Source organism: Mesorhizobium sp. M0848 (assembly GCF_040319805.1).
Classification (GTDB): Bacteria; Pseudomonadota; Alphaproteobacteria; order Rhizobiales; family Rhizobiaceae; genus Mesorhizobium.
In genome coordinates, this window is record NZ_JAMYOM010000018.1 from 40,743 (window position 1) to 62,300 (window position 21,558).

Annotated in this window: 24 protein-coding genes and 2 pseudogenes; 14 read left to right on the forward strand and 12 right to left on the reverse strand. The window is 60.0% G+C overall.

Features of this window, described 5'->3' with window-relative positions:
* The first annotated feature begins 217 nt into the window (after positions 1 to 217).
* Entirely contained in the window at positions 218 to 1,027 is an 810-nt protein-coding gene (locus NKH95_RS20775; RefSeq protein WP_023812007.1) for a nucleotidyltransferase family protein, read from the forward strand.
* A complete protein-coding gene (locus tag NKH95_RS20780) occupies positions 1,020 to 1,769 on the forward strand; it encodes a metallophosphoesterase family protein (protein ID WP_023812006.1) in 750 nt (249 codons plus the stop codon). Before NKH95_RS20775 ends, NKH95_RS20780 begins: the two co-directional genes overlap by 8 nt.
* A 38-nt stretch (positions 1,770 to 1,807) precedes the next feature.
* Here NKH95_RS20780 and NKH95_RS20785 read toward each other — a convergent pair whose 3' ends face one another.
* Positions 1,808 to 1,993, reverse strand: a complete 186-nt coding sequence (locus NKH95_RS20785) for a hypothetical protein (RefSeq protein ID WP_023812005.1) — start codon at positions 1,991 to 1,993, stop codon at positions 1,808 to 1,810.
* 453 nt (positions 1,994 to 2,446) lie between these two features.
* Positions 2,447 to 2,842: a hypothetical protein gene (locus NKH95_RS20790; RefSeq protein ID WP_023812004.1), complete on the reverse strand. Its 396-nt coding sequence runs from the start codon at positions 2,840 to 2,842 to the stop codon at positions 2,447 to 2,449.
* A gap of 251 nt (positions 2,843 to 3,093) precedes the next feature.
* On the opposite strand from NKH95_RS20790, the gene NKH95_RS20795 reads away from it, so the two are divergent.
* Together NKH95_RS20795 and NKH95_RS20800 are read left to right on the forward strand one after the other, a co-directional pair.
* Positions 3,094 to 3,321 carry a hypothetical protein gene (locus NKH95_RS20795; protein WP_023812003.1) on the forward strand — a complete coding sequence of 76 codons (228 nt, stop codon included), beginning with the start codon at positions 3,094 to 3,096 and terminating at the stop codon, positions 3,319 to 3,321.
* A gap of 150 nt (positions 3,322 to 3,471) precedes the next feature.
* Complete coding sequence (locus NKH95_RS20800) at positions 3,472 to 3,630, forward strand: hypothetical protein (RefSeq protein WP_023812002.1); 159 nt, start codon at positions 3,472 to 3,474, stop codon at positions 3,628 to 3,630.
* 55 nt (positions 3,631 to 3,685) lie between these two features.
* Here the strand turns inward: NKH95_RS20800 and NKH95_RS20805 are convergent.
* Positions 3,686 to 5,585: pseudogene (locus NKH95_RS20805) on the reverse strand (multicopper oxidase domain-containing protein).
* Between the two features lie 191 nt (positions 5,586 to 5,776).
* Here NKH95_RS20805 and NKH95_RS20810 point away from each other — a divergent pair.
* Positions 5,777 to 6,205, forward strand: a complete 429-nt coding sequence (locus NKH95_RS20810; protein WP_352892813.1) for a hypothetical protein — start codon at positions 5,777 to 5,779, stop codon at positions 6,203 to 6,205.
* 110 nt (positions 6,206 to 6,315) lie between these two features.
* Here NKH95_RS20810 and NKH95_RS20815 read toward each other — a convergent pair whose 3' ends face one another.
* From NKH95_RS20815 to NKH95_RS20830, 4 genes are all read right to left on the reverse strand, one after another.
* Positions 6,316 to 6,474 carry a hypothetical protein gene (locus tag NKH95_RS20815; RefSeq protein ID WP_128304463.1) on the reverse strand — a complete coding sequence of 53 codons (159 nt, stop codon included), beginning with the start codon at positions 6,472 to 6,474 and terminating at the stop codon, positions 6,316 to 6,318.
* An 83-nt stretch (positions 6,475 to 6,557) separates the two neighbouring features.
* A complete protein-coding gene (locus NKH95_RS20820) occupies positions 6,558 to 7,028 on the reverse strand; it encodes a YbhB/YbcL family Raf kinase inhibitor-like protein (RefSeq protein ID WP_127294495.1) in 471 nt (156 codons plus the stop codon).
* A gap of 46 nt (positions 7,029 to 7,074) precedes the next feature.
* Positions 7,075 to 7,281 (reverse strand): hypothetical protein, encoded by a 207-nt coding sequence (locus NKH95_RS20825; protein WP_013531530.1) that lies wholly within the window; start codon positions 7,279 to 7,281, stop codon positions 7,075 to 7,077.
* A 101-nt stretch (positions 7,282 to 7,382) separates the two neighbouring features.
* On the reverse strand, positions 7,383 to 9,374 hold the full coding sequence (locus NKH95_RS20830) for a protein-L-isoaspartate(D-aspartate) O-methyltransferase (RefSeq protein ID WP_352892814.1): 1,992 nt from the start codon (positions 9,372 to 9,374) through the stop codon (positions 7,383 to 7,385).
* A gap of 262 nt (positions 9,375 to 9,636) precedes the next feature.
* On the opposite strand from NKH95_RS20830, the gene NKH95_RS20835 reads away from it, so the two are divergent.
* From NKH95_RS20835 to NKH95_RS20850, 4 genes are all read left to right on the forward strand, one after another.
* The gene (locus tag NKH95_RS20835) at positions 9,637 to 12,048 is read left to right on the forward strand and encodes a phosphoketolase family protein (RefSeq protein WP_023811996.1); all 2,412 of its coding nucleotides are present in this window, start codon (positions 9,637 to 9,639) and stop codon (positions 12,046 to 12,048) included.
* Complete coding sequence (locus NKH95_RS20840; RefSeq protein WP_023811995.1) at positions 12,045 to 13,223, forward strand: acetate/propionate family kinase; 1,179 nt, start codon at positions 12,045 to 12,047, stop codon at positions 13,221 to 13,223. Before NKH95_RS20835 ends, NKH95_RS20840 begins: the two co-directional genes overlap by 4 nt.
* A gap of 208 nt (positions 13,224 to 13,431) precedes the next feature.
* Positions 13,432 to 13,671 carry a hypothetical protein gene (locus NKH95_RS20845; protein WP_031213489.1) on the forward strand — a complete coding sequence of 80 codons (240 nt, stop codon included), beginning with the start codon at positions 13,432 to 13,434 and terminating at the stop codon, positions 13,669 to 13,671.
* Between the two features lie 49 nt (positions 13,672 to 13,720).
* Complete coding sequence (locus NKH95_RS20850) at positions 13,721 to 13,975, forward strand: DUF6894 family protein (protein ID WP_023811993.1); 255 nt, start codon at positions 13,721 to 13,723, stop codon at positions 13,973 to 13,975.
* A 62-nt stretch (positions 13,976 to 14,037) separates the two neighbouring features.
* On the opposite strand, the gene NKH95_RS20855 is transcribed toward NKH95_RS20850, so the two are convergent.
* The 4 genes from NKH95_RS20855 to NKH95_RS20870 form a co-directional block, all read right to left on the reverse strand.
* Positions 14,038 to 14,202, reverse strand: a complete 165-nt coding sequence (locus NKH95_RS20855) for a hypothetical protein (RefSeq protein ID WP_023811992.1) — start codon at positions 14,200 to 14,202, stop codon at positions 14,038 to 14,040.
* 160 nt (positions 14,203 to 14,362) lie between these two features.
* Positions 14,363 to 14,563, reverse strand: a complete 201-nt coding sequence (locus NKH95_RS20860) for a KTSC domain-containing protein (RefSeq protein ID WP_023811991.1) — start codon at positions 14,561 to 14,563, stop codon at positions 14,363 to 14,365.
* Between the two features lie 80 nt (positions 14,564 to 14,643).
* A complete protein-coding gene (locus NKH95_RS20865) occupies positions 14,644 to 15,078 on the reverse strand; it encodes a GFA family protein (protein ID WP_023811990.1) in 435 nt (144 codons plus the stop codon).
* Positions 15,079 to 15,158: 80 nt separating this feature from the next.
* Complete coding sequence (locus NKH95_RS20870) at positions 15,159 to 15,458, reverse strand: PRC-barrel domain-containing protein (protein ID WP_013531539.1); 300 nt, start codon at positions 15,456 to 15,458, stop codon at positions 15,159 to 15,161.
* Positions 15,459 to 16,029: 571 nt separating this feature from the next.
* Here NKH95_RS20870 and NKH95_RS20875 point away from each other — a divergent pair.
* From NKH95_RS20875 to NKH95_RS20890, 4 genes are all read left to right on the forward strand, one after another.
* Positions 16,030 to 16,779, forward strand: a complete 750-nt coding sequence (locus NKH95_RS20875; protein ID WP_023811988.1) for a Crp/Fnr family transcriptional regulator — start codon at positions 16,030 to 16,032, stop codon at positions 16,777 to 16,779.
* A gap of 386 nt (positions 16,780 to 17,165) precedes the next feature.
* Positions 17,166 to 17,777 carry an alpha-ketoglutarate-dependent dioxygenase AlkB gene (locus tag NKH95_RS20880; RefSeq protein WP_352892817.1) on the forward strand — a complete coding sequence of 204 codons (612 nt, stop codon included), beginning with the start codon at positions 17,166 to 17,168 and terminating at the stop codon, positions 17,775 to 17,777.
* A gap of 131 nt (positions 17,778 to 17,908) precedes the next feature.
* Positions 17,909 to 18,349 (forward strand): DUF2231 domain-containing protein, encoded by a 441-nt coding sequence (locus tag NKH95_RS20885; RefSeq protein WP_023811986.1) that lies wholly within the window; start codon positions 17,909 to 17,911, stop codon positions 18,347 to 18,349.
* Positions 18,346 to 19,686, forward strand: a complete 1,341-nt coding sequence (locus NKH95_RS20890) for a PQQ-dependent sugar dehydrogenase (RefSeq protein WP_023811985.1) — start codon at positions 18,346 to 18,348, stop codon at positions 19,684 to 19,686. Before NKH95_RS20885 ends, NKH95_RS20890 begins: the two co-directional genes overlap by 4 nt.
* A 28-nt stretch (positions 19,687 to 19,714) precedes the next feature.
* Here the strand turns inward: NKH95_RS20890 and NKH95_RS20895 are convergent, their stop codons facing one another.
* Complete coding sequence (locus tag NKH95_RS20895; protein WP_352892818.1) at positions 19,715 to 20,554, reverse strand: alpha/beta fold hydrolase; 840 nt, start codon at positions 20,552 to 20,554, stop codon at positions 19,715 to 19,717.
* Positions 20,555 to 20,869: 315 nt separating this feature from the next.
* On the opposite strand from NKH95_RS20895, the pseudogene NKH95_RS20900 reads away from it, so the two are divergent.
* Positions 20,870 to 21,487 (forward strand): annotated as a pseudogene (locus NKH95_RS20900) (flavodoxin family protein).
* Positions 21,488 to 21,558: the final 71 nt, after the last annotated feature.

The window sequence follows — 21,558 nt, forward strand, 5'->3', positions numbered from 1 at the left end:
GGCCAATGGGACATTGGCGGTGGCATGGGCCGATCTCGAGGCGACATTGCGCTGCCGACGAGGACGTTGGCGGTTTGGATCGGCAGGCGCGATCCCGAAATTTCCAGTGCGTGACGAGAATGAACCTTGGCTGGTCGCCTGGTAGCGGAACCAGGCGAGGTTCACGTTGTTACCACAGCGGGCGACTACCGGTTGCCGGATTCGGAGTCATCGTTTCATGACCAATGGTCCATTGCCTGAAAACGTTCTGGTCTCGCTTCCCAAGATAGATGCAAAAGCGGCGCCGACGCTCAAAAATGCCGAGGCGGAGGTATTTTACACGGAAGCAATCCGCGAGCTTACCGCCACCGACATACCCTTTCTGGTCGCCGGGACTTACGCGGTAAGCGCTTATACGGGTGTCACCCGCCAGACCAAGGACCTCGATATTTTCTGCAAGGCAGGCGATTACGCGCGGATCCTCGCCCATTTCAAGCAGCTTGGATATGCCGTCGAAATCGAGGATGACCGGTGGCTCGGCAAGGTGTTCAAGGGCACGCATTTCTTCGACGTCATATTCGGCTCGGCCAACGGCACGGTGCCTGTTGGCGACCTGTGGCTGGAACACGCCCGCCAAACAGAGCTGTTGGGCAGCAGGGTGCGGATCATCGGCCCGACCGAACTCATCTGGTCCAAATGCTTTATCCAGGACAGAGGGCGACACGATGGCGCCGATATCGCTCATACGATTCTCAAGGCGGGCGATCAGATCGATTGGCACCGGCTGCTTTCTTATCTGGAGGTTCATTGGGAGGTTCTGTTGATGCAGCTTATCAATTTCAGATGGATCTATCCGAGCGAGCGCGATCATATCCCGGCGTGGCTGCTCGATGAATTGCTCGACCGCCTCGCCAAGCAACGGCAGTTGCCGTCTCCAAGGATGAAGATCTGCCGTGGGCGGCTGCTTTCGCAAACCGATTACGAAATCGACGTCAAGGAATGGGGCTTCGCCGGCGTCGGTGGTGTGGGAGAATTCCGTGATGGCTGATCCCGTCAAGAGCAGCGGGCCCAAGGACGGCGCACGCGCGCTCAAAGTTGCCGCGGTCGGGGATCTCCATGTGCGGGAAGATGCGCAAACCTCGTATCGAAACCTCTTCGGCGAAATTTCGAGCGAAGCGGACATTCTCGTTCTCACGGGAGATCTGACCAATCTCGGCAAGCCTCGTGAAGCGGAGATGCTGGCCGAGGATCTGCGCAACTGCTCGATCCCGGTCGTGGCGGTGCTCGGCAATCATGACTACGAGTCTGGTGCGGTGGAAGACGTCACGAACATCCTGCGCCAGGCGCATGTTCATCTCCTCGACGGGCAGGCAGTCGAAATCGAAGAGGTGGGTTTTGTCGGCGTGAAGGGATTCATAGGCGGCTTCGGGTCACGCATGCTCGGCTCATTCGGTGAACCGGCCATCAAGACGATGGTCGCCGAAAGCGTGAACGAGGCAATGCGACTTGAAAACGCGATGCGCCAGGTGCGGGCGAAGCGCACGCTGGTGATCCTCCACTATGCGCCGATTGCCGACACAGTCGCGGGAGAACCGCCGGAGATATTTCCATTTTTGGGCTCTTCACGCCTGGCGGAGACGATCGATCGATTCCAGGTTAGTGCTGTCGTGCACGGTCATGCACATCGCGGTTCTTACGAAGGTCAAACGCCTGGCGGAGCCAAGGTCTACAACGTCGCCATGCATGTGACCAAGCCAAGCGGCCGCCCCTACGCCTTGCTCGAAATCTGACGCCAGCGGCATGCGCCGTGGTGCCCATTGGCCTGAACTCAATTGGTGGCGTTGATCGACTTCGCCAACTCTTCCAGCTTCCGGGGATCGTTGCCGTGACGGCGCACCAGTTCGCGAGCCTGCCTGGACGGCAAATCGGTCGTGGCCGCCAGTTGTCGCACCTGCTGATCGTCGATGGCGACCTGCGGCAATGTATGGTCGATATTTCCTTGCTTGTCCTTCATCGCGCTTCTCCTTGATCCCTGTCGATGACAACGGCTCGAAAATCCGACCGGTTCCGAACGATCTGCAAACTTTTGGGCCGGCACCTGGGCGGACCAACATGCGCGTGCCCTGAGGGCGTAACGATCTCGATGGCTGGATTCTGCCAGGAACCATGCCACGGCGCACGAGTTGTTCCGACTGAACGGAGATAGTTAGATGCCACAGCCAAGACAGCCAGACCCAAATCGCGATGTGCCCGTGCCGCCTCCAACATGGAAGCCCCAGCCGATCGAGGAACCCGAACCGGAAAGGCTCCCGGACGAGACCCCGCTGCCCAATCCCGACGAGAATGAAGAGCCTCCCGTCCACGCATAGACGAAGGGGAGCTTCTTTATCGCGGGGCAAGTGCGCAACCTCGAGACAGAAAGCCCATCGCCTGCAGATCGGCAAAGTTGAATGGTTGCTTCGGCGCCTCAAGTCGTCGTCTGGATGATCAGGGTCAGCGTGCCATCGCCATCTATGTTTGCAGCGACAACCTGCGAGGAATTGAGCCCATTCGCCCTCAAAGCCGATGTCGCCTGAGGCGAAGCATCGACTGAGTTTTGCAGGCGAAGCAAATCTTCGGCGCTGGTTTGATTGATCACGGCATCCGCCTGCGCCTTGATTTCGTCAGGCAAATCCTCGACGGCGATAATGGCAACGCCGGTGAAATTCAAATCAGCAGAGCCTGGATCTGGCAGCGCCAGCTCCGGTTGCACTTCGCCCTGCGGTGGCGTCACCTGGGGAGGCTGCGGGCCAACAGTTTGGGCGTAGACGGGCTGAATGATGACCGCCCCGGAAAGTGCGAGAGCTATCGTCAACATGCGCATGGTCGCTCCTTGCATCCTCGAGGAGATTTTGAAGAAACCCCCATGCTGAGCGATGGTTCCCGCGGGGCTGGTCCCGCCGGGCGATTTCGTCCCAACTCACCCCAGAGAGACGCCGAAAACCTTGGCCAGGGCGTCCGTCACACGGCTGTCTCCCAACCGGTTGGGCGGTTTCGTACGGAATCGTACCATCGATTGATCTGCACCTTGGACAGGATCAAAATCAAGCAGAGGTGACCATGGGAGGGAGCCGCATGAGCATCGCCAGATGGGCAATAAGACCTGTCGGTACCGCCAAGGCGTTTCTGGCAGAGGAGCTTCGAAGTGCGCGATACGGCGACATTGTTTCGGTCAAAGCGGCGATAGAGGCCGCTCGCAGGGACGCGCCTTATTTGCAGGACACAGACGATGAGTTGATGGAGACGATCGTCGAGCTGGCACGGGAACTGGGGCTGGCCGTCCTTTTTGACTCTCGCGATTGACCGATGAGCCATGGCTGGAGGACTCACCGGCGGTTGAAGCGATTTGGTACGAAATCGACAATTGGCTCATGGCCGAAAATGCGCAATCATTGGGAAATGGGACGACGGTTGGACGACAAACTCGATTGCAAGGCTTGTGGGACTATCCAAATGGACATTCCCGACAACGCGGAGGAATCGACGCCAATTCATTGCAGCAATTGCGGCGCCTTTCTCGGCGAGTGGGGCGAATTGCAGGACGATTTCTACCGTCAGGCTCGCGGTACCGAAGCATTCGACTTGCGCAACGGAACCATTATCAAGAAGTAGCGCGCAACAACGCGGCCTCCGAATAACATCGGTAAATCCACAGGGGTTGGCAGATCTAGCCGACGTCGATGACGACCATCAACCCGCCGCCGCCCTTCTCCTCGACATTGTTGTTCGTCGTGTGATGCGGGATGTGGCAGTGAATGAGCCACTTGCCGGGACGCAGCGCCTTCCACACGACGTCATAGCGCTGTCCCGGTCCGACATTGATGGTATCGGCCAGGAAGCGTGCCGAGGGAGAAAGCGTCTCCGTCACGGGCGACGACCTCGAAGGGTCCGCCATGGATATGCATTGGATGGACGAAGCCGTTGTTGGTGCCGATGAAACGCACCTTCAGCGTCTCGCCCACCTTCATAGGAATGGTGTCGGTTGCGGGATAGGCCTTACCGTTGATGGTGAAGAAGTTCGGCATGCCGCCTTCCATTGGCATTGAGGGGTAGGTCAGCCCATCACGCACCAGCCATTCCTGAAGTTCGATGACATAGTCGTGGTCAGCCGGAACCTCGTCGGCAGGATTGGCGGGATCGATGATCAGCGCCCCATAAAGCCCCAGCGCCTGGGTGCGGTCCGGCTTGGCATGCGGATGATAGAAATAGGTCCCGTGCTGGGTCGCGGTGAATGCATAGGAATAGGATTGTCCAGGTTCGATCGGCGGCTGGGTGATCTCGGCAGGCCCATCCATCTGGTTCGGCAGAATCATGCCGTGCCAATGCACCGTGGTTTCTTCGGGCAGGTCGTTGGTGACGTCGATGCGAACCTTATCGCCCTGGCGAATGTGGATGCGCGGACCGGGAATCTGGCCATTGTAGGCATAGGCGTCGACCGCGACGTTGGGCAGGATCTGCCAGCGGACCACCGATGGTCTGAGCTCGAACACCTTGACGCCGTTCTCCAGGCGGAATGGCAGTTCCTGGTCGCCCTTGGCGGCAAGAGCATAGGACGAGGTAACGCGACGCGGATCGGTTGCAGCCATGTCACGCATGGCCTCCGCCGGCGTGTCGCGACCCATGATCATGCCTTGCGGCATGATCGCGCCGCCGACGTCACGCGCCGAAAGCGTCAGGTTCAGCCAGTTGGCCGGCGCGGCCATGCCGATCGCCAGCGCCAACACCGACACAATACCGAGGGCCGCAATCTGCGGCGTGGTAGCGTCCGTCTCCATCTGGTGGCCGCTGCGTTTGGACTTATGGGAGGTGTTGCGGCTTCGTCGGCCGTCGCCGGCGTTGGGGTGATGCATAGCATGCTGTTGGTGGGCGGTCGGCTCTCCACTGCTCGTTTCGTTCGCCTGCGGGCGCTGCGTCATCAATCCGTGCTTCAGCCCGCGCGCGACCAGCCAGACATTGGCCGGATAGGCGAGCGTGAAGCCAGCGATGACGCCGATCGACATCACGCCCCAGAACAAAAGCTCGTTCGGCTCCATGGCGCGCATGTCGCGCCCCATCATCAGAAAGCTCATGACGGGTGCCATGCCGGCCATCATGAAATTCATCGAGATGAACTCGGGCAGGAAGCTCTTGCGCACGTTCTCCCGGTAGGTGCCGCCCATCATCGATTTCATGAACAGCGATTGGAAGATGAACAGGCCGAAGGCAAAGCCCGCCAGATATTCGACGATGAGGTCGAGCCACATCGGCAAGCCAAGCGTTGCCGTGATGACTGCGGCGAGAATGATGCCGGTCGCATCGCCGGCAACGCAGTGGATGGTCGAACCGACCCCCTGTTTCCACAGCGGCCTGGTAAAGTCTTCATGCTCGCCCGGCCGTGGCTCCTTGTCTGCAAGCACATAAAGCAGCAGCCCCAATGGACCCATATAGAGGGTCACCAGGATGAAACCCCATTTCATCACCACCGGTTCGGGATTGTTGCGGTATTGATCGAAGCCGACATAAAGCGTCGAGGCGGCGGCAAGAGCGAACCAGACGGCAAGGAAATAGTCGATTGGCTGGATGAACATGGATGCATCCCGTCGCGGATCAGTAGCTTGTCACAAGCAGCCCCGTCGATGAACGCAGCCGGCGTGTTTATGATCCCGCCGGCCCAATCCGGTTGTGTCGAATTCTCCAGCCTGGCGCTCTTGTCGAAGCATTAACGCGCGGTAATTCCCTTGAAGGCGTGGGCGCTTCGCTGCCTCAACAGGAGCTGGCCATGAAACATCAAACACTCGACCAACTGCATGCCGTCGCCAAGATTGAATCGTCGGCTGCCTATTCCGCAATGACACGAAATCAGCGCGTAGAGCGCTGGGCTGAACTGCTGGAGCGTAATCCCGAGCGATGCCTTGGGGCCTTTGCAGCCACTGAACATTTGCACCCTGAAGCACGTGCGATGATGCGGGGCGAGGGTACGGCAATTTCGGTTGCCTTCGAAGATCCAGTGCTGCGCGCATCGGGTTTGAAAGACGACACATATGGTGAGGCAAAGCGCTTTTTCGAGTTGAACGACTGGCAGTTGCACGACATCGTCTGCGATTGCCACGTCGGCTCAACCATGAAAGCGCGCTGGGCTGCGACGCGGGTCCGCTCAGCCATCAGCGGCAGGTTCTTTGCGTGGTTGCGGCAAAGGATAATGCGCTGACCGTAGTTGGGGATCGTCGTCGCTTCGGTGCGGCATACGATCCCCTGTCTTGCCGATTGGATGTCTTGCCGATTGGATGTCTTGCCAATCGGAGGTCTCGCCGATGCGGATCAACGCTTGTCCTGGTATAGCCGGTCGGTCGCTCGGTCGCTCTCCCTTCGTTCGGCGGGTCCACGCCGACGACGTGCGATAACGGCATAGGCCATCAGCACGATCAGCAGCAATGGGCCGCCGGCAACGACGACCAACCACATGATATCTCCAAACATGGCGGCATCTCCTTTCCCAGACAACCGGCGAGGAGGAGAACCGTTCCGCGCAGCAGCAGGGCAATGCCACCTCGGTCATCAACTTACGGATTGCGTTCGTAGGTTCCGATGAGTTCAGCCTGCTCGAGCGAATGTTTCTGCGCCTCCCGCCAGATGCGCTCGATGCCCACGCTGGCCGGAATGGCGAGGCTCGGCGTGTCGAGCGCGGCCAACCGGAAATGGTAGTGGTGAACGCCATGTCCGACGGGTGGTTCAGGGCCGTCGTAGTAGGCGTTGCCAAAATCGTTCGTTGCTTGCCTGAGTGCGCCCGGACCCGGCTTGCCGCTTTCGGCCTCGGGAAGTTCCCTTGTGTCCGGGGAGATGTTGAACACCGCCCAATGACCAAACGTTCCGCTCGGCGCGTCAGGATCCTGAACGACGAGAACGAGGCTCTTTGCTTCATCTGGCACTCCAGACCATTTCAGCGGCGGCGATACGTTTTTGCCGTCTCGTGTGTATCTTTCGGGAATTTGTCCGCCTTCGGCAAAGGCGGCACTGCTAAGGGCAAGTGGCATGGTTCACTCCTTCCGGCGAAGTTGATCCCAGCGACGCGCAGGGCAGCTATTTGTTGGTCCGCATCTTTTGTCTTGGATCGATCCCGCCAGCGGCGGTCGTGTCGTTTTCGACGTCACCTTCGACCGTGTTCTCGCCTTCAAGCTCGAACTCTTCGCCTTCCTTGATCGTTCCCTTGGAAGTCCCGATACCAGGATTATTCGCCAAGTCGGCATCGCTTGGTTTTTTCCATTTCGGATGTTTGGTTCCGGTCATGAGAAAACTCCTTCGACGGGGATTGCAGTTTTGAAATCGCAGACCGGATAATTCGTTCCGGTTCCACGCCTCGGCTTCTTCATTGGTTCGCCGCGCGCCGCCTAAAGCCCGAATGGATAGGTGTCGGGAACGCCGGTTCTTGCATGCTCCGGGCCAAGCGGCGTCACTGCCGCGGTTTTGTCGAACCATACGAACGCGTCGAACTGCCGGGGCAGGGAAGCGTCCGCATAGTGGCTGCCCAGCTCGGTTTCCGGCCGGTAGATCACGCCGATAAATCGCTCCAGCCTGCGTTCCAGCAACCGCTCACGCAGCGTTGTGTCGCGCCCGAGGTCGAGCAGGAACCGCGACACAAGGGAATCGTGGCAAAGCCGTTCGTAGCTGTCGGCGTGCGACGCGCGAATTTGCTTCACCTCCATTTTGCCATCCCAGTTGCTGGCGGCCGCTACAGTGCCGGAATGCGTGCCCATACCGATCAGCGCTGCCTCATCCCCGAAACGCTGCCGGCAGAGTTGGCCGATGTTCAGTTCGTCCCTGACGACGCCCATCTCGGTAAAGCGGGCATCGCCGATATGGGAATTGTGCGCCCACACCACGGCCTTGGCGTTGGGGCCGCCGGCATGCAGCAAATGTTCCAACGTTTCGAACATGTGCGTGTCGCGCAGGTTCCAGGACTCCGCACCGCCATAGTAAATGATCCGGTAATAGTGTTCGGCGGACGCGATCAGCCGGGCATTCTGACTGGCATCGAGAAAGTCGGTGCCGTCCCTTTTTGCATATTCGAGCTGTTTGGCGAGCAAGTCCCGGCATTGTTCCAGCACCGCTTTTTCGCATTTTTGATAGCCGGCGGTGAGCACCGCGCGGCCGTAGGTGGACGGTTCGTGTTGCCAGGGCGTCAGGCAGCCATAGCGTTCGCGCGCGATCTTGGCTGCCTGGGGATCGACCCGGTCGAGATAGTCGAGGACCGCGCCGATGGAACCGCTCATATTGTAGATGTCGAGGCCGTAGAACCCTGCTTGCTCCGAAGGCTCTAGCTTCTCGTTGTGACGGCGCATCCAGTCGGTGAAGGCCGCGACATCGGTGTTGCGCCACATCCACGTCGGAAATCGCTGGAATGGCGCACCAGTGCCGGTTCGCGGCCGACGATGGCGAACGTAGCGGTCGATCGCCGCCGCGTCGGGCCAGTCCGCTTCGACCGCGACGATGGTGAAGCCGTGGCGTTCGATGAGCCTGCGGGTGATTGCCGCGCGCGCCCTGTAGAATTCGGACGTGCCATGGCTTGCCTCGCCAAGCAGAACAATGCGCCGGTCGGCGAACCGATCGAACAATGCGCCGAAGGCCGGATCGTCGAAATCGGGCAGGGGTTCGGCCGCGGCCGCGATCATATCAGGCAGGCTGATCGGATGGGGATGTCGAAGCGGACGACCGACGTCGGTGACCGTGCCGTTTTCCGACCAACCCTGCTCGCCGATCAGAGGGACGAAGCGCACACCACCGAAATCCTCCTCGCTATAGGTTGCGGCGCCTGTCCGGGTGACTTTGAGCAGACGTTGCAAATCCGGGTCGTCGCCGACCGGAATGACGAGCCTGCCGCCGACATCGAGTTGCTCCTGAAGGGCGAGCGGTGCGCCGGGACCGCTGGCTGTCACCACGATGGCATCGAACGGCGCCGCCTGCGGCCAGCCCTTGGTGCCATCGCCTGTCCGAACCTCGATGTTTTGGTAGCCGAGTTTTTCAAACCGCCGCTTCGCGGTTTCGGCCAAACTGGGATGACGCTCTATCGTGTAGACCTGTTCGACGATCCGGCTCATCACCGCGGCCGCGTACCCCGAGCCGGTGCCAATTTCGAGCACATGGTCACCCGGTTTGACATCCGCCATCTCGATCATGAACGCGACGATGTAGGGTTGCGATATGGTCTGGCCGTCGGCGATCGGCAGCGGCGTGTCTTCATAAGCAAATTCCTCGAAGCCGGGTTCGACGAAGGCCTCGCGTGGAACTTCGCGCATAGCCTGCAGAATCTCACGGTCATGGATGCCGCGCCGGCCGACATGGATTTTGACCATTCGATCACGGGCACGAGGAAGATCGAGCATCTTTTAGCTCCCCTTTGGTGCAACGCTTCGAGGCGATCCTTCGCGGTACCTGCCTTGAGCCTGCCTTCGCGATTCCAGTTTCTAACCGCCAGAAGACTTCAAGGTTCCCGACTATCTGCGGACAGAGCCGTGTGCCCGCCGGGATAGCGTCCGGTCTCTTGGCTGCGCGGGTCGCGACGCCGCCCCGGACGGCGGCAGTCGGGGGTTGATCAAGCGCAAAGATGCCCCAGTTATCACCAGCGAACCGAAGCTGGAGATGTCGATGAACGACAAGGCAGCCGCGACGCCGCAGGCTATCGGCCACGAACGGATCGACCTCTTGGACCGTTACTGGCGCGCCGCGAATTATATCTCGGTCGGCCAGATCTACCTGCTCGACAATCCGCTGTTGCGCGAACCGTTGAAGGCCGAACATGTCAAGCCGCGGCTGCTTGGACATTGGGGCACGACGCCGGGGCTGAATTTTCTCTACCTGCATATGAACCGCGTTATCCGCGAAAGCGACCTTGATGTTCTGTTTATCTGCGGCCCGGGCCATGGCGGTCCCGCAATGGTTGCCAACACCTGGCTCGAGGGCACCTATAGCGAGATCTATCCCGATATCGGGCAGGGCGAAGACGGCCTCAGGAAACTGTTCCGGCAGTTTTCCTTCCCCGGCGGCGTGCCAAGCCATGCCGCGCCCGAGACGCCCGGCTCAATCCATGAGGGCGGTGAACTGGGATATGCCTTGGTCCATGCCTTCGGTGCGGCCTTCGACAATCCGGACCTGGTGGTTGCCTGCGTCGTTGGTGACGGCGAAGCCGAGACCGGTCCGCTCGCGGCGGCGTGGCATTCCAACAAGTTCCTGAACCCGATGTCGGACGGCGCCGTCCTGCCGATCCTGCATCTCAACGGCTACAAGATCGCCAGCCCAACGATCCTCGGCCGCATGGACGACCAGGAATTGCGAAAGCTTTTCGCCGGCTATGGCTACGAACCGTTCTTCGTCGAAGGCCACGAGCCGCTTTCCATGCACCAGTCGATGGCCGCGACGCTCGACACGGTGCTCGATCGCATCCGGTCCATTCAGGAGCAGGCACGGGCTCCGGGATGGCATGGTCAACGCCCGCAATGGCCGATGATCGTGCTGCGCAGCCCCAAGGGGTGGACAGGTCCCAAGGAGGTCGATGGCGAGAAGGTTGAGGGTTTCTGGCGCTCGCATCAAGTGCCGGTGTCGAACGCACGCGGAAATGAGGACCACCGCACGATCCTCGAAAACTGGATGCGAAGCTACAAACCGGAAGAGCTGTTCGATGAAAGCGGACACCTGTTGCCAGAGCTAGCGGCACTTGCCCCAACAGGGACAAAGCGCATGGGTGCAAGCCCGTACGCGAATGGCGGACTGCTGAAGCGCGATCTTGTGCTTCCAGACTGGAAAAGCCTGGGGCTGGAAGTGCCGCGTCCAGGTGGCGTTATCGCTGAAGCGACGCGGATTTGCGGAAGCTATCTTCGCGAGGTGTTCCGCCTCAATGCCGAGGCGCGGAATTTTCGCCTGATGGGGCCGGACGAGACGTCATCCAACCGCCTCGATGAGGTGTTCGAAGTTACCGATCGGACCTGGATGCAGCGCATCGAACCCTACGACGTCCATCTTTCCCGTGACGGACGTGTCATGGAAGTGCTCAGTGAGCATCTTTGCCAAGGGTGGCTCGAAGGCTATCTGCTCACCGGCCGGCACGGCCTGTTCTCCTGCTATGAAGCCTTCATCCACATTGTCGATTCGATGGTCAACCAGCATGCCAAATGGCTGAAGACCTCCGGCGAGCTTGCCTGGCGCAAGCCGATCGCCTCGCTCAATTACCTTTTGACCTCCCATGTCTGGCGGCAGGACCACAATGGTTTCAGCCATCAGGATCCGGGCTTTGCCGATCTGGTCGCCAACAAGAAGGCCGATACGGTAAGGCTCTATTTTCCGCCGGACGCCAACACCCTGCTGTGGATCACCGATCATTGCCTGAGAACCTATAACCGCATCAATGTCATTACCGCCGGCAAGCAGCCGGCACCGCAATGGCTGTCCATTGAAGAAGCCGAAGCGCATTGCAAGGCGGGGGCGGGCATCTGGGAATGGGCCGGTACGGTTGCTCAGGGCGAGGAGCCCGATGTGGTCATGGCCTGCGCCGGCGATGTGCCGACGCTAGAGACACTTGCTGCGACCGACATTCTGCGCTCCGCAATCCCCGACCTGAAAATCCGCGTCGTCAATGTTGTCGACCTGATGACGCTGCAGTCGAACACGGAGCACCCGCACGGCCTTGCCGATGGAGACTTCGACGCGTTGTTCACGAAGACACGGCCTGTCATCTTCGCCTATCACGGCTATCCCTATCTCATTCATCGCCTGACCTACCGTCGCGCCAACCATGACAACATGCATGTGCATGGCTTCCGCGAGGAGGGCACCACGACGACGCCGTTCGACATGGTGGTGCTCAATGAACTCGATCGCTACCACCTCGCGCTCGCCGCCATCGAACGCGTGCCGGGACTGGCCGAAAGGGCCGAAGGGCTTGCGGGCGAACTCCACGACCGGCTGGTGAAGCACAGGGCCTATGTCCGCGAGCACGGCGAAGACATGCCCGAAATCCAGGAATGGAGCTGGCCCGGCAAAAGCGCGGCAAAGGCGCGCCGATGACCCGCCGGTCGATCCTGGCGCTGAATGCCGGTTCGTCCAGCATAAAGTTCGCGCTTTACGATATTGCCTCGTCGCAGGATCTGCAGCTCGTTTCACGCGGCACGTTGGACTTGGGCGACACACCCACACTCCGCGCAAAAGCGGCCAACGGAACGGTGCAGTGCGAGCGGCAGCTCGCCGCCGACAAGCCGCGTGATGCGGCCATAGGCGAGATGCTGAATTGGGTGCAGAGCGAAATTGGCGAAAGAAACCTGCTCTGCGCCGGCCATCGCGTCGTGCATGGCGGAAGCGAATTCATCGAACCTGTCCGTCTGACCCCAGACATCATCGACGCCATCGACAGGTTGACGCCGCTTGCTCCGCTGCATCAGCCTCGCAGTCTCGCGCCGGTCCGCGCGATAGCTGCCTTGCAACCGGACTTGCCACAGGTTGGCTGTTTCGACACCGCTTTCCACCAGACGATCGATCCGCTCGTGCGGCGCTTCGCCCTTCCGCGCCAGTATGAAGGGCAAGGCTTGCGCCGCTACGGGTTTCACGGTCTCTCCTATGAATACATCGCCGGGCGACTCAGCGGGATATCGCCAACTCTTGCGACGAAACGCACCATCGTCGCCCATCTCGGCAATGGTGCCAGCCTTTGCGCTTTGCAGCAGGGCAAGAGCATCGATACGACGATGGGGTTTTCGGCGCTGGATGGCCTCGTCATGGGCACGCGGTGCGGCGCCATCGATCCCGGCGTGCTGTTGTACTTCCTGCTGGAAAGAGGCATCGCGGCTGAGGAACTGCAGACAATCCTCTACGAGAAGTCGGGACTGCTCGGCGTATCCGGTATTTCGGGCGACATGAGGACGCTGGAAGCGAGCAATGATCCTCGCGCTCATGAGGCGATGGCGCTTTTCGCCTTTCGCGCCGCGAGAGAGGCCGCGGCGCTTGCAAACACGATGGGTGGTCTTGAATGCCTCGTGTTCACCGCCGGCATCGGCGAACGGTCCGCGTCTATCCGCAACGCCATATGCGAAAAATTGACCTGGCTTGGCGTGGTGCTTGAAGAACACGCCAACGACACCCACGCCGAAATCATCAGTCGGTCGGAGAGCAAGGTGGAGGTGCGCGTGATTGCGACCGATGAGGAAAGTGTCGTTGCACGTCACAGCCGCAAGGTGATGCAAGCCTGAAGGCTCGCCATCGGCATCTGAAGTCGGCTGTCGGTTCGGCCCGACAAAAGCGCGGGCAAGGGTATTCCCTGTACGAAAATTACCAAGCGAGCGGTCGGGGGAACCAACTGCCCATGGAAATATTGTGCGAGCAATCCCGGCTAACCCCGAGACCGTCGGCACGATGATCAGGCCGACAGCCTTACTTCAGGCTTTGGCTGAGGAATCCATGTTTACGGACGACGTTGCGGTGAGGCGCCTGAAAATCCTGGTCGAGCAATATGTCGAGACACGCAAGAAGCGCCACGATGTGATCTCTACAGCCAACGCCGGAACCGCAATCCGAGAGGTGATGCCAAGTTGCCCGCTTTCGGGAAAGGCCTTCGATGATCTGATTGCGGCCTGCGCCATAGAGCATGGCCTCGCCGTGCTCTTCGACAATCCGGGTATATCAGGCACTGAAATCTGAGGCTGGCGCTTCCGAGGCCACCATCGCGATGAGCAGGAGTTCAGTCGGCATGTCCAGATACTTTTTCGACCTTCGAGATGAGAGCGGAAGCTTGCAGGAGGATCCGGAGGGCCAGGAATTTCCTGATCTCGCGAGCGCCGAGGAAAACGCGATGGCGTCGGCGAAGGAAATCCTCGCCGAAGAGCTGCTGCATGGCAAGCCGCTGCGTACCGGATTGGCCTTCGAGATTTTTGACGAGAACCGCAACCTGGTGCTGCGCTTCCCCTTTGCGCTCGCGGCCGAAAAGGCCGGGGCACCCCCTTAATACCGAATTGCCTGGCGGCCGATCGCTTGCAGGGTCATACAGGTCGGGCGTCAATGCGGATCCTATCCTTCCGCCTTGAAGTTTCTGGCTTCTTTCTCGACCTTGGGGCTGTCCTTGCCATGCTTTCGCATGAGCTCCTTGGCCTGCTTGGGTGAGACGTCGGTGGTCTCTGCCAAGCGCAGCGCCTTCTTGTCCTTGCTTTCGGTCTTCTGCTTCTTGGCCGTCATGGCTCTTGAACTCCCTTGAAGCCCTGTTCCGATCGATCTTTGCCGGTGCCAACGCCCGACCATATCCAGATGAACTGTCGTTGCCTGGTTTGCTTCGACGAGACGTCAACGAGACGATGCCGGTCAGGTTCCGTGCATCGCCTGCTCATGGCTGAACTTGTCACGCCACGCGGCGGTATCGATGGCGATCTCGGATGAATTCATTGAAGAAGCGGCCTTTTGAGGAGGCTTTGGTGAAAGCGGCATAAGTTGCCGGCGCAACACCCTCATAATCGTAACGTCTGCCGCTCGGCACAAACCAGACCGAGAGGATCTTGGTGGCGGGATCGTATTGTGTGTTTTGGATCACGGTCGATGGCATGGTGGCACCCGACGGGTCTGCCCGAATAACCCGCTAGCGGTAGTCAGGTTCCGCCGATGCCCTCGCGGCTCGCACCGCGACTACCGGTCGCGCGGGTTGCCGAACGTCGGGTCGCGCTTCCTCGAATATCGGTCGATGCGTGGCAGGCTGTCATCAAACTCGATGCACGGTAGCCTCAGGTCCCAATAGGCATGGGCTTGCGGCCGAAAACCTTCAGGTTTGTCGAGGAAGCCGATGGTCACATAGAACTCGTCCGGCAGGCCTTCGTCGCTATAGCCTATCGAGCTTCCACAGTCCGGGCAGAACGTGCGGGTGACGCCTGGCGTTTTGGAAAAGGCCTTCGGTGTTCCCCTAAGAAGCTGAAATTGCTTTGGCCGGTAACCGACCCAGATCGTCAGCGGACTTCCGATGGCCCGGCGGCAATCGTCGTCGTGATCGTAGCATATCCAGAAAGGCTCTCCGTCCATGGCTGCGGCGATCCCTCCGCAGAAGCAGGCTCCGGTCTCGCGCCGCATTGTTTGTCCATCCTGTCGCGCCCAAGCGACGTTAAGAGAGCGGCCAAGCGGCCGCTCCCATTGAAGGTGATTTCCTCGAATCATGCATCGTGATGCTCGGGCATGCTCTTGAGCTGATCCTTGGTCCAGTTCGTCACCGCGTGAACATCGCCGTCTTCATCACGCATGAATTCCAGCTGGCTCGCGGGAACGGCCACCGGCTTGGCGCCTATGCCGAGAAAGCCGCCGACATCGATGACGACCTGACTGGCGGCTCCGGAGCCGTGGACATGCGAAACGCTGCCGACCTTGTTGTCGTCCGCGTCGTAAATGGTGGCGTCTTCGAGAATGTCTGGCGTCAGTTCGGTGCTTGTGAGGCGTACATGGTTGGTGTGATCCATCGGTCAAAGCTCCTGTTGGGTGGAATATTTGAACCTCTCAGGCGAGCAATCGTTCCCAACAATTTCGGGGGCGACGGACGGACGACGCAGGGACGCAAGAACCCTCAAACCAGCCTCGGGCCGAATTGACTCGCAAAGCTCCGTACGGAAGCGTACAAAGAGCAATCGTCAGCAGCACAGTTTGGGCGTTGACGCTTGGGAGTGACCATCGCTCTTGCCCATCACGAGGCATGGCGTTGCATGGCGAAGGAGCCCGAGCACCCCGGTCTGCCAGTAGGCGCGATAACCGCGCTGGCGCGGGATACAGGCGCCACTGAACAGCAGATACGCGAAATCATATCGCTCCTCGGGTTCGATCGCGCCTCTATCCTGCGGGAGGCTCGTTTGCTGGCGAAAGATGGTCAGCCAACAAGGCCTTCGAGTCTTCAGCAGTAACTGTCGGTTTCATACCAACACGCCGGCCCGCCTAGTGCTGGGCGAGACGAAGTCTATGGTTCGTTACCGTCCGCTCGTTCGACGGGCGCGGCCGGCTAAGAGATCCCAGTACTCTTGCCCAAGGGAAAAGAGTCTCGTGGATTACCAGATCCTGCAATCCAAGAGCGAATTGCTTCGCCGCATGAGCGCGGACGATTTCGCGCGGCTGAAGCCGCATCTGGCAAGTGTTTTCCTGGAGTTGCGCGCGCCGCTGGAGACCGAGGGGCAGAAGATCGAAGCCGTCTATTTTCTGGAAAGCGGACTGGCGTCGGTGGTGGCCAAGACTTCCGCGGCGACCGAAGCGGAAGTCGGAATCATCGGGTTCGAAGGAATGACCGGTTCGGCCCTGGTCATGGGGGACGACCAGGCGAACTTTGATTGCTACGTCCAGTCGACGTGCGAGGCGCTCCGGATCGAGGCTGCCCCCTTCGTTGAAGCCCTGGAGGACAGTCCCACGTTGCGGTCGTTCCTGTTGCGCTATGTCCAATATTTTCATGTTCAGACAAGCTATACGGCATCGATCAACGCACGGCAGAGCCTGGAAGTCAGGCTGGCGAGATGGCTTCTGATGTGCAGCGACCGCACTGTCGGCGACAGGCTAATGATAACCCATGAATTTCTGTCCGTCATGCTTGGTGTCAGGCGTCCCGGGGTTACCGTCGGTCTTCAGATGATCGAAAGTTACGGTTATATCCGGGCGCGCCGCGGAGAGATCACGATCCGCGATCGAGACGGTCTCGTGAAGTTGGCGCGAGGCTCTTACGGTCCACCTGAAACCCAGTACCGCCGGCTGATCGGAGATTTGGGCTCGAAGCATGCCGCGAGGCAGGAGCGGCCTCTCGCTTGAGCGCCGGGGCCAACAGAGGCTTCTCCACCACTGAACCGCCAGGAAGACATTTTCGAGTGGCCGACGCGATGATGCCGGTGAGACACCGTTGCCTAAGCCCGCGCCGGCCACCGCGGCATTTTTTGGGGATGCCGCGGTGCCAATCTAGTTGCTGACAAGCAACTGGCAACGAAGGCTCACGGTTTGGTAAGAACCGTACGTACATGCACGCAACCTCCCTCGGTTGCATTCAAGGCATGCTCGCGAATCCTGAGTTGAATACAGCACCCGATAAACTCCGGATTGGCAGGCGTTGTCAGATGCGGTGATGTCCGCTGGGTGGGGTGCAGATTTGCTGGCCAGGTTCCGATATTGCCAGGCGGGCTGGCCTTCACCATCTAGCTGGGATGGCGACACCCACATCGAAAACACTCGACTCATCCAGGCTCCAGCACGATCTCTTTGGTGCTGCCGACGACCTGCCGGAAGGTTTCCTCTACCAGCCCGAACTGATCGCGGCGCAAGAAGAAACGGAACTCGCCCGGCATCTCGAAGGCCTGCCTTTCGAGGCGTTCGATTTCCATGGCCATCTGGCAAACCGGCGCGTCGTCGGTTTTGGCCTGCGCTACGACTACGACAGGCGCCAAGTCGTCGAGGCGCCGCCGATCCCTGACTTCCTGTTGGCCCTACGCGACAAGATCGCGGCGTTGGCAGGCAGGCCCGCCGAGGCCTTCGCGCAAGTGTTGATCAATGAATACCGGCCCGGCGCCGGCATTGGCTGGCATCGAGACAAGCCTCATTTCGAAGGCGTTGCGGGTGTTTCGTTGCTGGCGCCTTGCAGTTTTCGGCTCCGGCGGAAGAATGGCACCAAGTGGGATCGCCGCACCATCGTCGTCGAACCAAGGTCGGCGTATCTCATGACCGGACCATCGCGCACGGAATGGGAGCATAGCATTCCGCCAGTTGACCTGCATCGATACTCGATCACCTTGCGGACATTGCGCGCCAATTCCGCATGAGCATCGCGCGCCGAGCCGTTCTGAGGCATCGCCAGCGCCATCACGAGTTCTTGAACGCAAACGGTTCCGGGAACCTCCCAACCACAAGTTGGTTTGGAGGGCAGGTACAGCTTCAAAGGTGGAGAATGCGCATGGCCCGTGCCCGCTCAGTGTTGGTGGCCGCCAGGCGTCCGTTCCATAAAACGCCGATGGCAGTCGCAAATGCATGTTTCGTCGGCACATTGCTGACCGACGTTGCCTATTGGCGAGGCGCTGAAATGATGTGGGCCGATTTTTCCGCCTGGCTGCTGCTTGCTGGCCTGGTTGTGGGCGTGCTCGCGGTTCTTGCAGCACTGGTGGATTTGTTTACCGGCCGGCTTTCCGGTGAAGCCGGGCGTGTATGGCCATATCTCCTCGGCAGCCTCGTCGTGCTCGTCGTGTCTCTCTTCAACGCACTGGTGCACAGCCGTGATGCCTGGACCTCGGTCGTGCCGACGGGGCTCATCCTGTCCGCCGTCGCCGTGATCGTTATTCTCTTGGTGGGCCTGCTGGGATGGAGTTCCGGCCGCACTCAGGTGGAGGTGGTCGAATGAATGTCTCGGCCAGGCATATCAGGCGTATCGCGAGCCTCGGTCTGCTGTGTGGATCGATTTTGGCGCTGCCCGCATGCAGCGATAACGAACCGGATCCCACCGATCAGGTCGGAGCGAACCCGACGCTGCCTGAACCGATCCAGTATCTGGTGCCGCCGATGCATGTCGCGTCGGTCATCGGTTGGAAACAAGACGAGAAGCCGACGGTCGCCAAGGGTTTGCAAATCCAGGCCTTCGCCAAGGGCTTAAAGCATCCGCGCTCGCTTTACACATTGCCGAATGGTGACGTTCTGGTGGTCGAGTCCGTGGCGCCGCCCGGTGCGGCGATCAAGCGGCCGAAAGACCTGGTCATGGGCTGGATCGAGTCCATGGCGACGTCAGGCGGCGGCACCGAAGGAAGCAACCGTATCACCCTGCTGCGCGATACCAACGGCGATGGTGTGCCCGATGTCCAGGAGGTCTTCCTCTATCATCTCAATTCGCCCTTTGGCGTGGCCCTGGTCGGCAACGATCTCTACGTCGCCAACACCGACGCTATCGTGCGTTACCCCTACATGTCGGGCGACACCAAGATCACCGCGCCGGGCACAGTGCTGACGCCGTTGCCCGGCGGGCCTATCGATCATCACTGGACAAAGTCTCTCGTGGCCAGCCCCGACGGGTCTCTGCTTTATATCGGCATCGGATCCAACAGCAACATCACCGAGAACGGCATCCAGGCAGAAAAGGACCGGGCCGCCATATGGGAAGTCGACAGGGCCACTGGCCGATATCGTATTTTCGCGAGCGGCCTGCGCAATCCCAACGGGCTGAGCTGGGAACCACAGAGCGGCGCGCTGTGGGCTGTGATCAACGAGCGCGACGAGCTCGGGCCTAACCTGGTTCCCGACTATATGACCTCGGTCAAGGACGGCGCGTTCTATGGTTGGCCGTACAGCTACTATGGTCAGCATGTCGACCCGCGCGTGATGCCGCAGCGGCCGGACCTTGTCGCCAAGGCGATCCCTCCCGACTATGCCTTGAGTTCCCACGTCGCACCGCTGGGCTTAGCGTTCTACACTGGAACCAACCTGCCGGACCCGTATCGCAATGGCGCCTTTGTTGGCGAGCATGGCAGCTGGAACCGCAAGACCTTCAACGGTTACAAGGTCGTGTTCGTGCCGTTCAAGGACGGTCATCCAGATGGCAAGCCGCAGGATGTCGTCACCGGTTTCCTCGACAAGGACAACAAGGCACACGGGCGGCCCGTCGGCGTTGCCGTCGACAAATCGGGCGCGTTGCTGATCGCCGACGATGTCGGAAACACAGTCTGGCGCGTAACTTCCGCGAGCCGGTAGGCACCTGCATAAACGCGGATCGCTTCACCTATCTCGGTGCAAATTCCACCAGCGCCTTGACGAATTCTGCCGGTGCCTCGATGGGCAGGAATTCGCCGCAGTTGGCGATCACGCGACCTTGCAGGTCCTTTGCTCCAGACAGCCTCAAACCTTCGAGGTAGTCGTCGATCGATCCGAAATCCGCGTCGCCGCGGATATAGAGGATCGGAATTTCGATGCGCGCCGGTACTGCATTGACCTTGGCATCCTCCTTGAACGCGCGATACCAATCAAAGCCGGCCTTAAGTGCCTCCGGCCTCGAATAGGCCTCCGCAAACATCTCCCGCATTTCATTGGTCAACGCATCGGGATGTCCGGCGAGCAGATCGAAGAAGAAATCGAAGTAGGCGCGCTGGTGGCCTGTCACCAGCAACTCCGGCAGTTCGGGCACCGCATGGAACGCAAAATGCCAGATGTCCGGGTTTGCCACTATCTTCGTCCAGGGATGAAGGCCGGGGATAACCGTATTCATCGGCACCGCACCAACGATGCGATCGCCATGATGGCGAGCAGCAGCGAAGGCAATCATGCCGCCCACATCAAAGCCTGCAACGACGATGGATTTGGCCCCAAGCGTCTCGGCGGCTGAAATCACGATATCGGCAAGAACCTTCTTTTCCGCCGACGGCGGCGTGCCACGCGATTCACCGATCTCCGGAAGATCGAAAGCCAGCGTAAAGTATCGTGCGCCGAGTTCATCGATCACACCATCATAGATTTTCCGGGAATGGGGCCAACCGTGCAGAAGGATCAAGGCCGGGCGACCCGGATCGCCGGCCATGGATACCGCCAGCCGTATATTGCCTGCTTCGAGGGTCCGGACGAGCATCGTCTATCCATTCTCGGGAACTCAGGAGAAAACGATGAGCGAACGAATAGGTTGCTCGACCGGGTTCCGCCAGCATCGCTCACCGCTGCCTGTTCTCCGGCGGTGGTCGGTGCTCAAGAACCCAGCCCGCTGTGAGCCGGCTGGACCGTCACCAAGTGGGAGGAGGGGCCATCTCGCCACCGGCATGCCGGTCCGCCTGCGGAACAAGCATTCAACCTTGGCGTTGAAATGCGGGCGAACCCGCAACGGGCGAATGGGCTGGCGCAATGTCGTCGCGGCGGCGATTTGCAATTAGGACAATGCAGGGAGATCCAGATGCCGCTTACGGCCTTCGCACTCAATTGCTCGCTCAAAGCTTCGAACGACAGGGAAAAATCCTCCACCGATCGGTTGCTCGCCGATGTCCTGGCGGCGCTGATGCAATACGAGGTGAAGGGCGAGATCGTGCGTGCGCTCAGCCACGATATCAAGCCCGGCGTGCTCTCCGACATGGGCGAGGGCGACGATTGGCCGAAACTCAGGAAGAAAATACTGGCGGCCGACATTTTCGTGCTCGGGCTCCCGATCTGGCTTGGCCAGCCCTCGAGTGTGGCCAAGCGCGTCCTGGAGCGGATGGATGCGCTTCTCGATGAGACCGATGACAGAGGGCGCATGCCGGCAGCAGGAAAGGTGGCCTTGGTAGCCATCGTCGGCAATGAGGACGGTGCGCATCACTGCCACGCGGAATGCTTTCAGTCACTGAACGATGTTGGCTTCACCATCCCGGCCAATGGCGGGGTCTATTGAGTTGGCGAGGCCATGCAGGAGGTCAACTACGTCGACCTGCCGGCAACTCCGGAAAAAGTCTCGGGTGCGATCGAAATGGCAGCCTCAAACGCCGCCCATCTCGCTGGATTGCTGAAAGAGCGGGACTACTCGGGCGTCTCGGGGTGACCTTTGTTCGCCTAAACACTACCTTAGCAGCGTCGATGAGGTCTCAATCGGGAACAGGAAGGCTTGTAGCG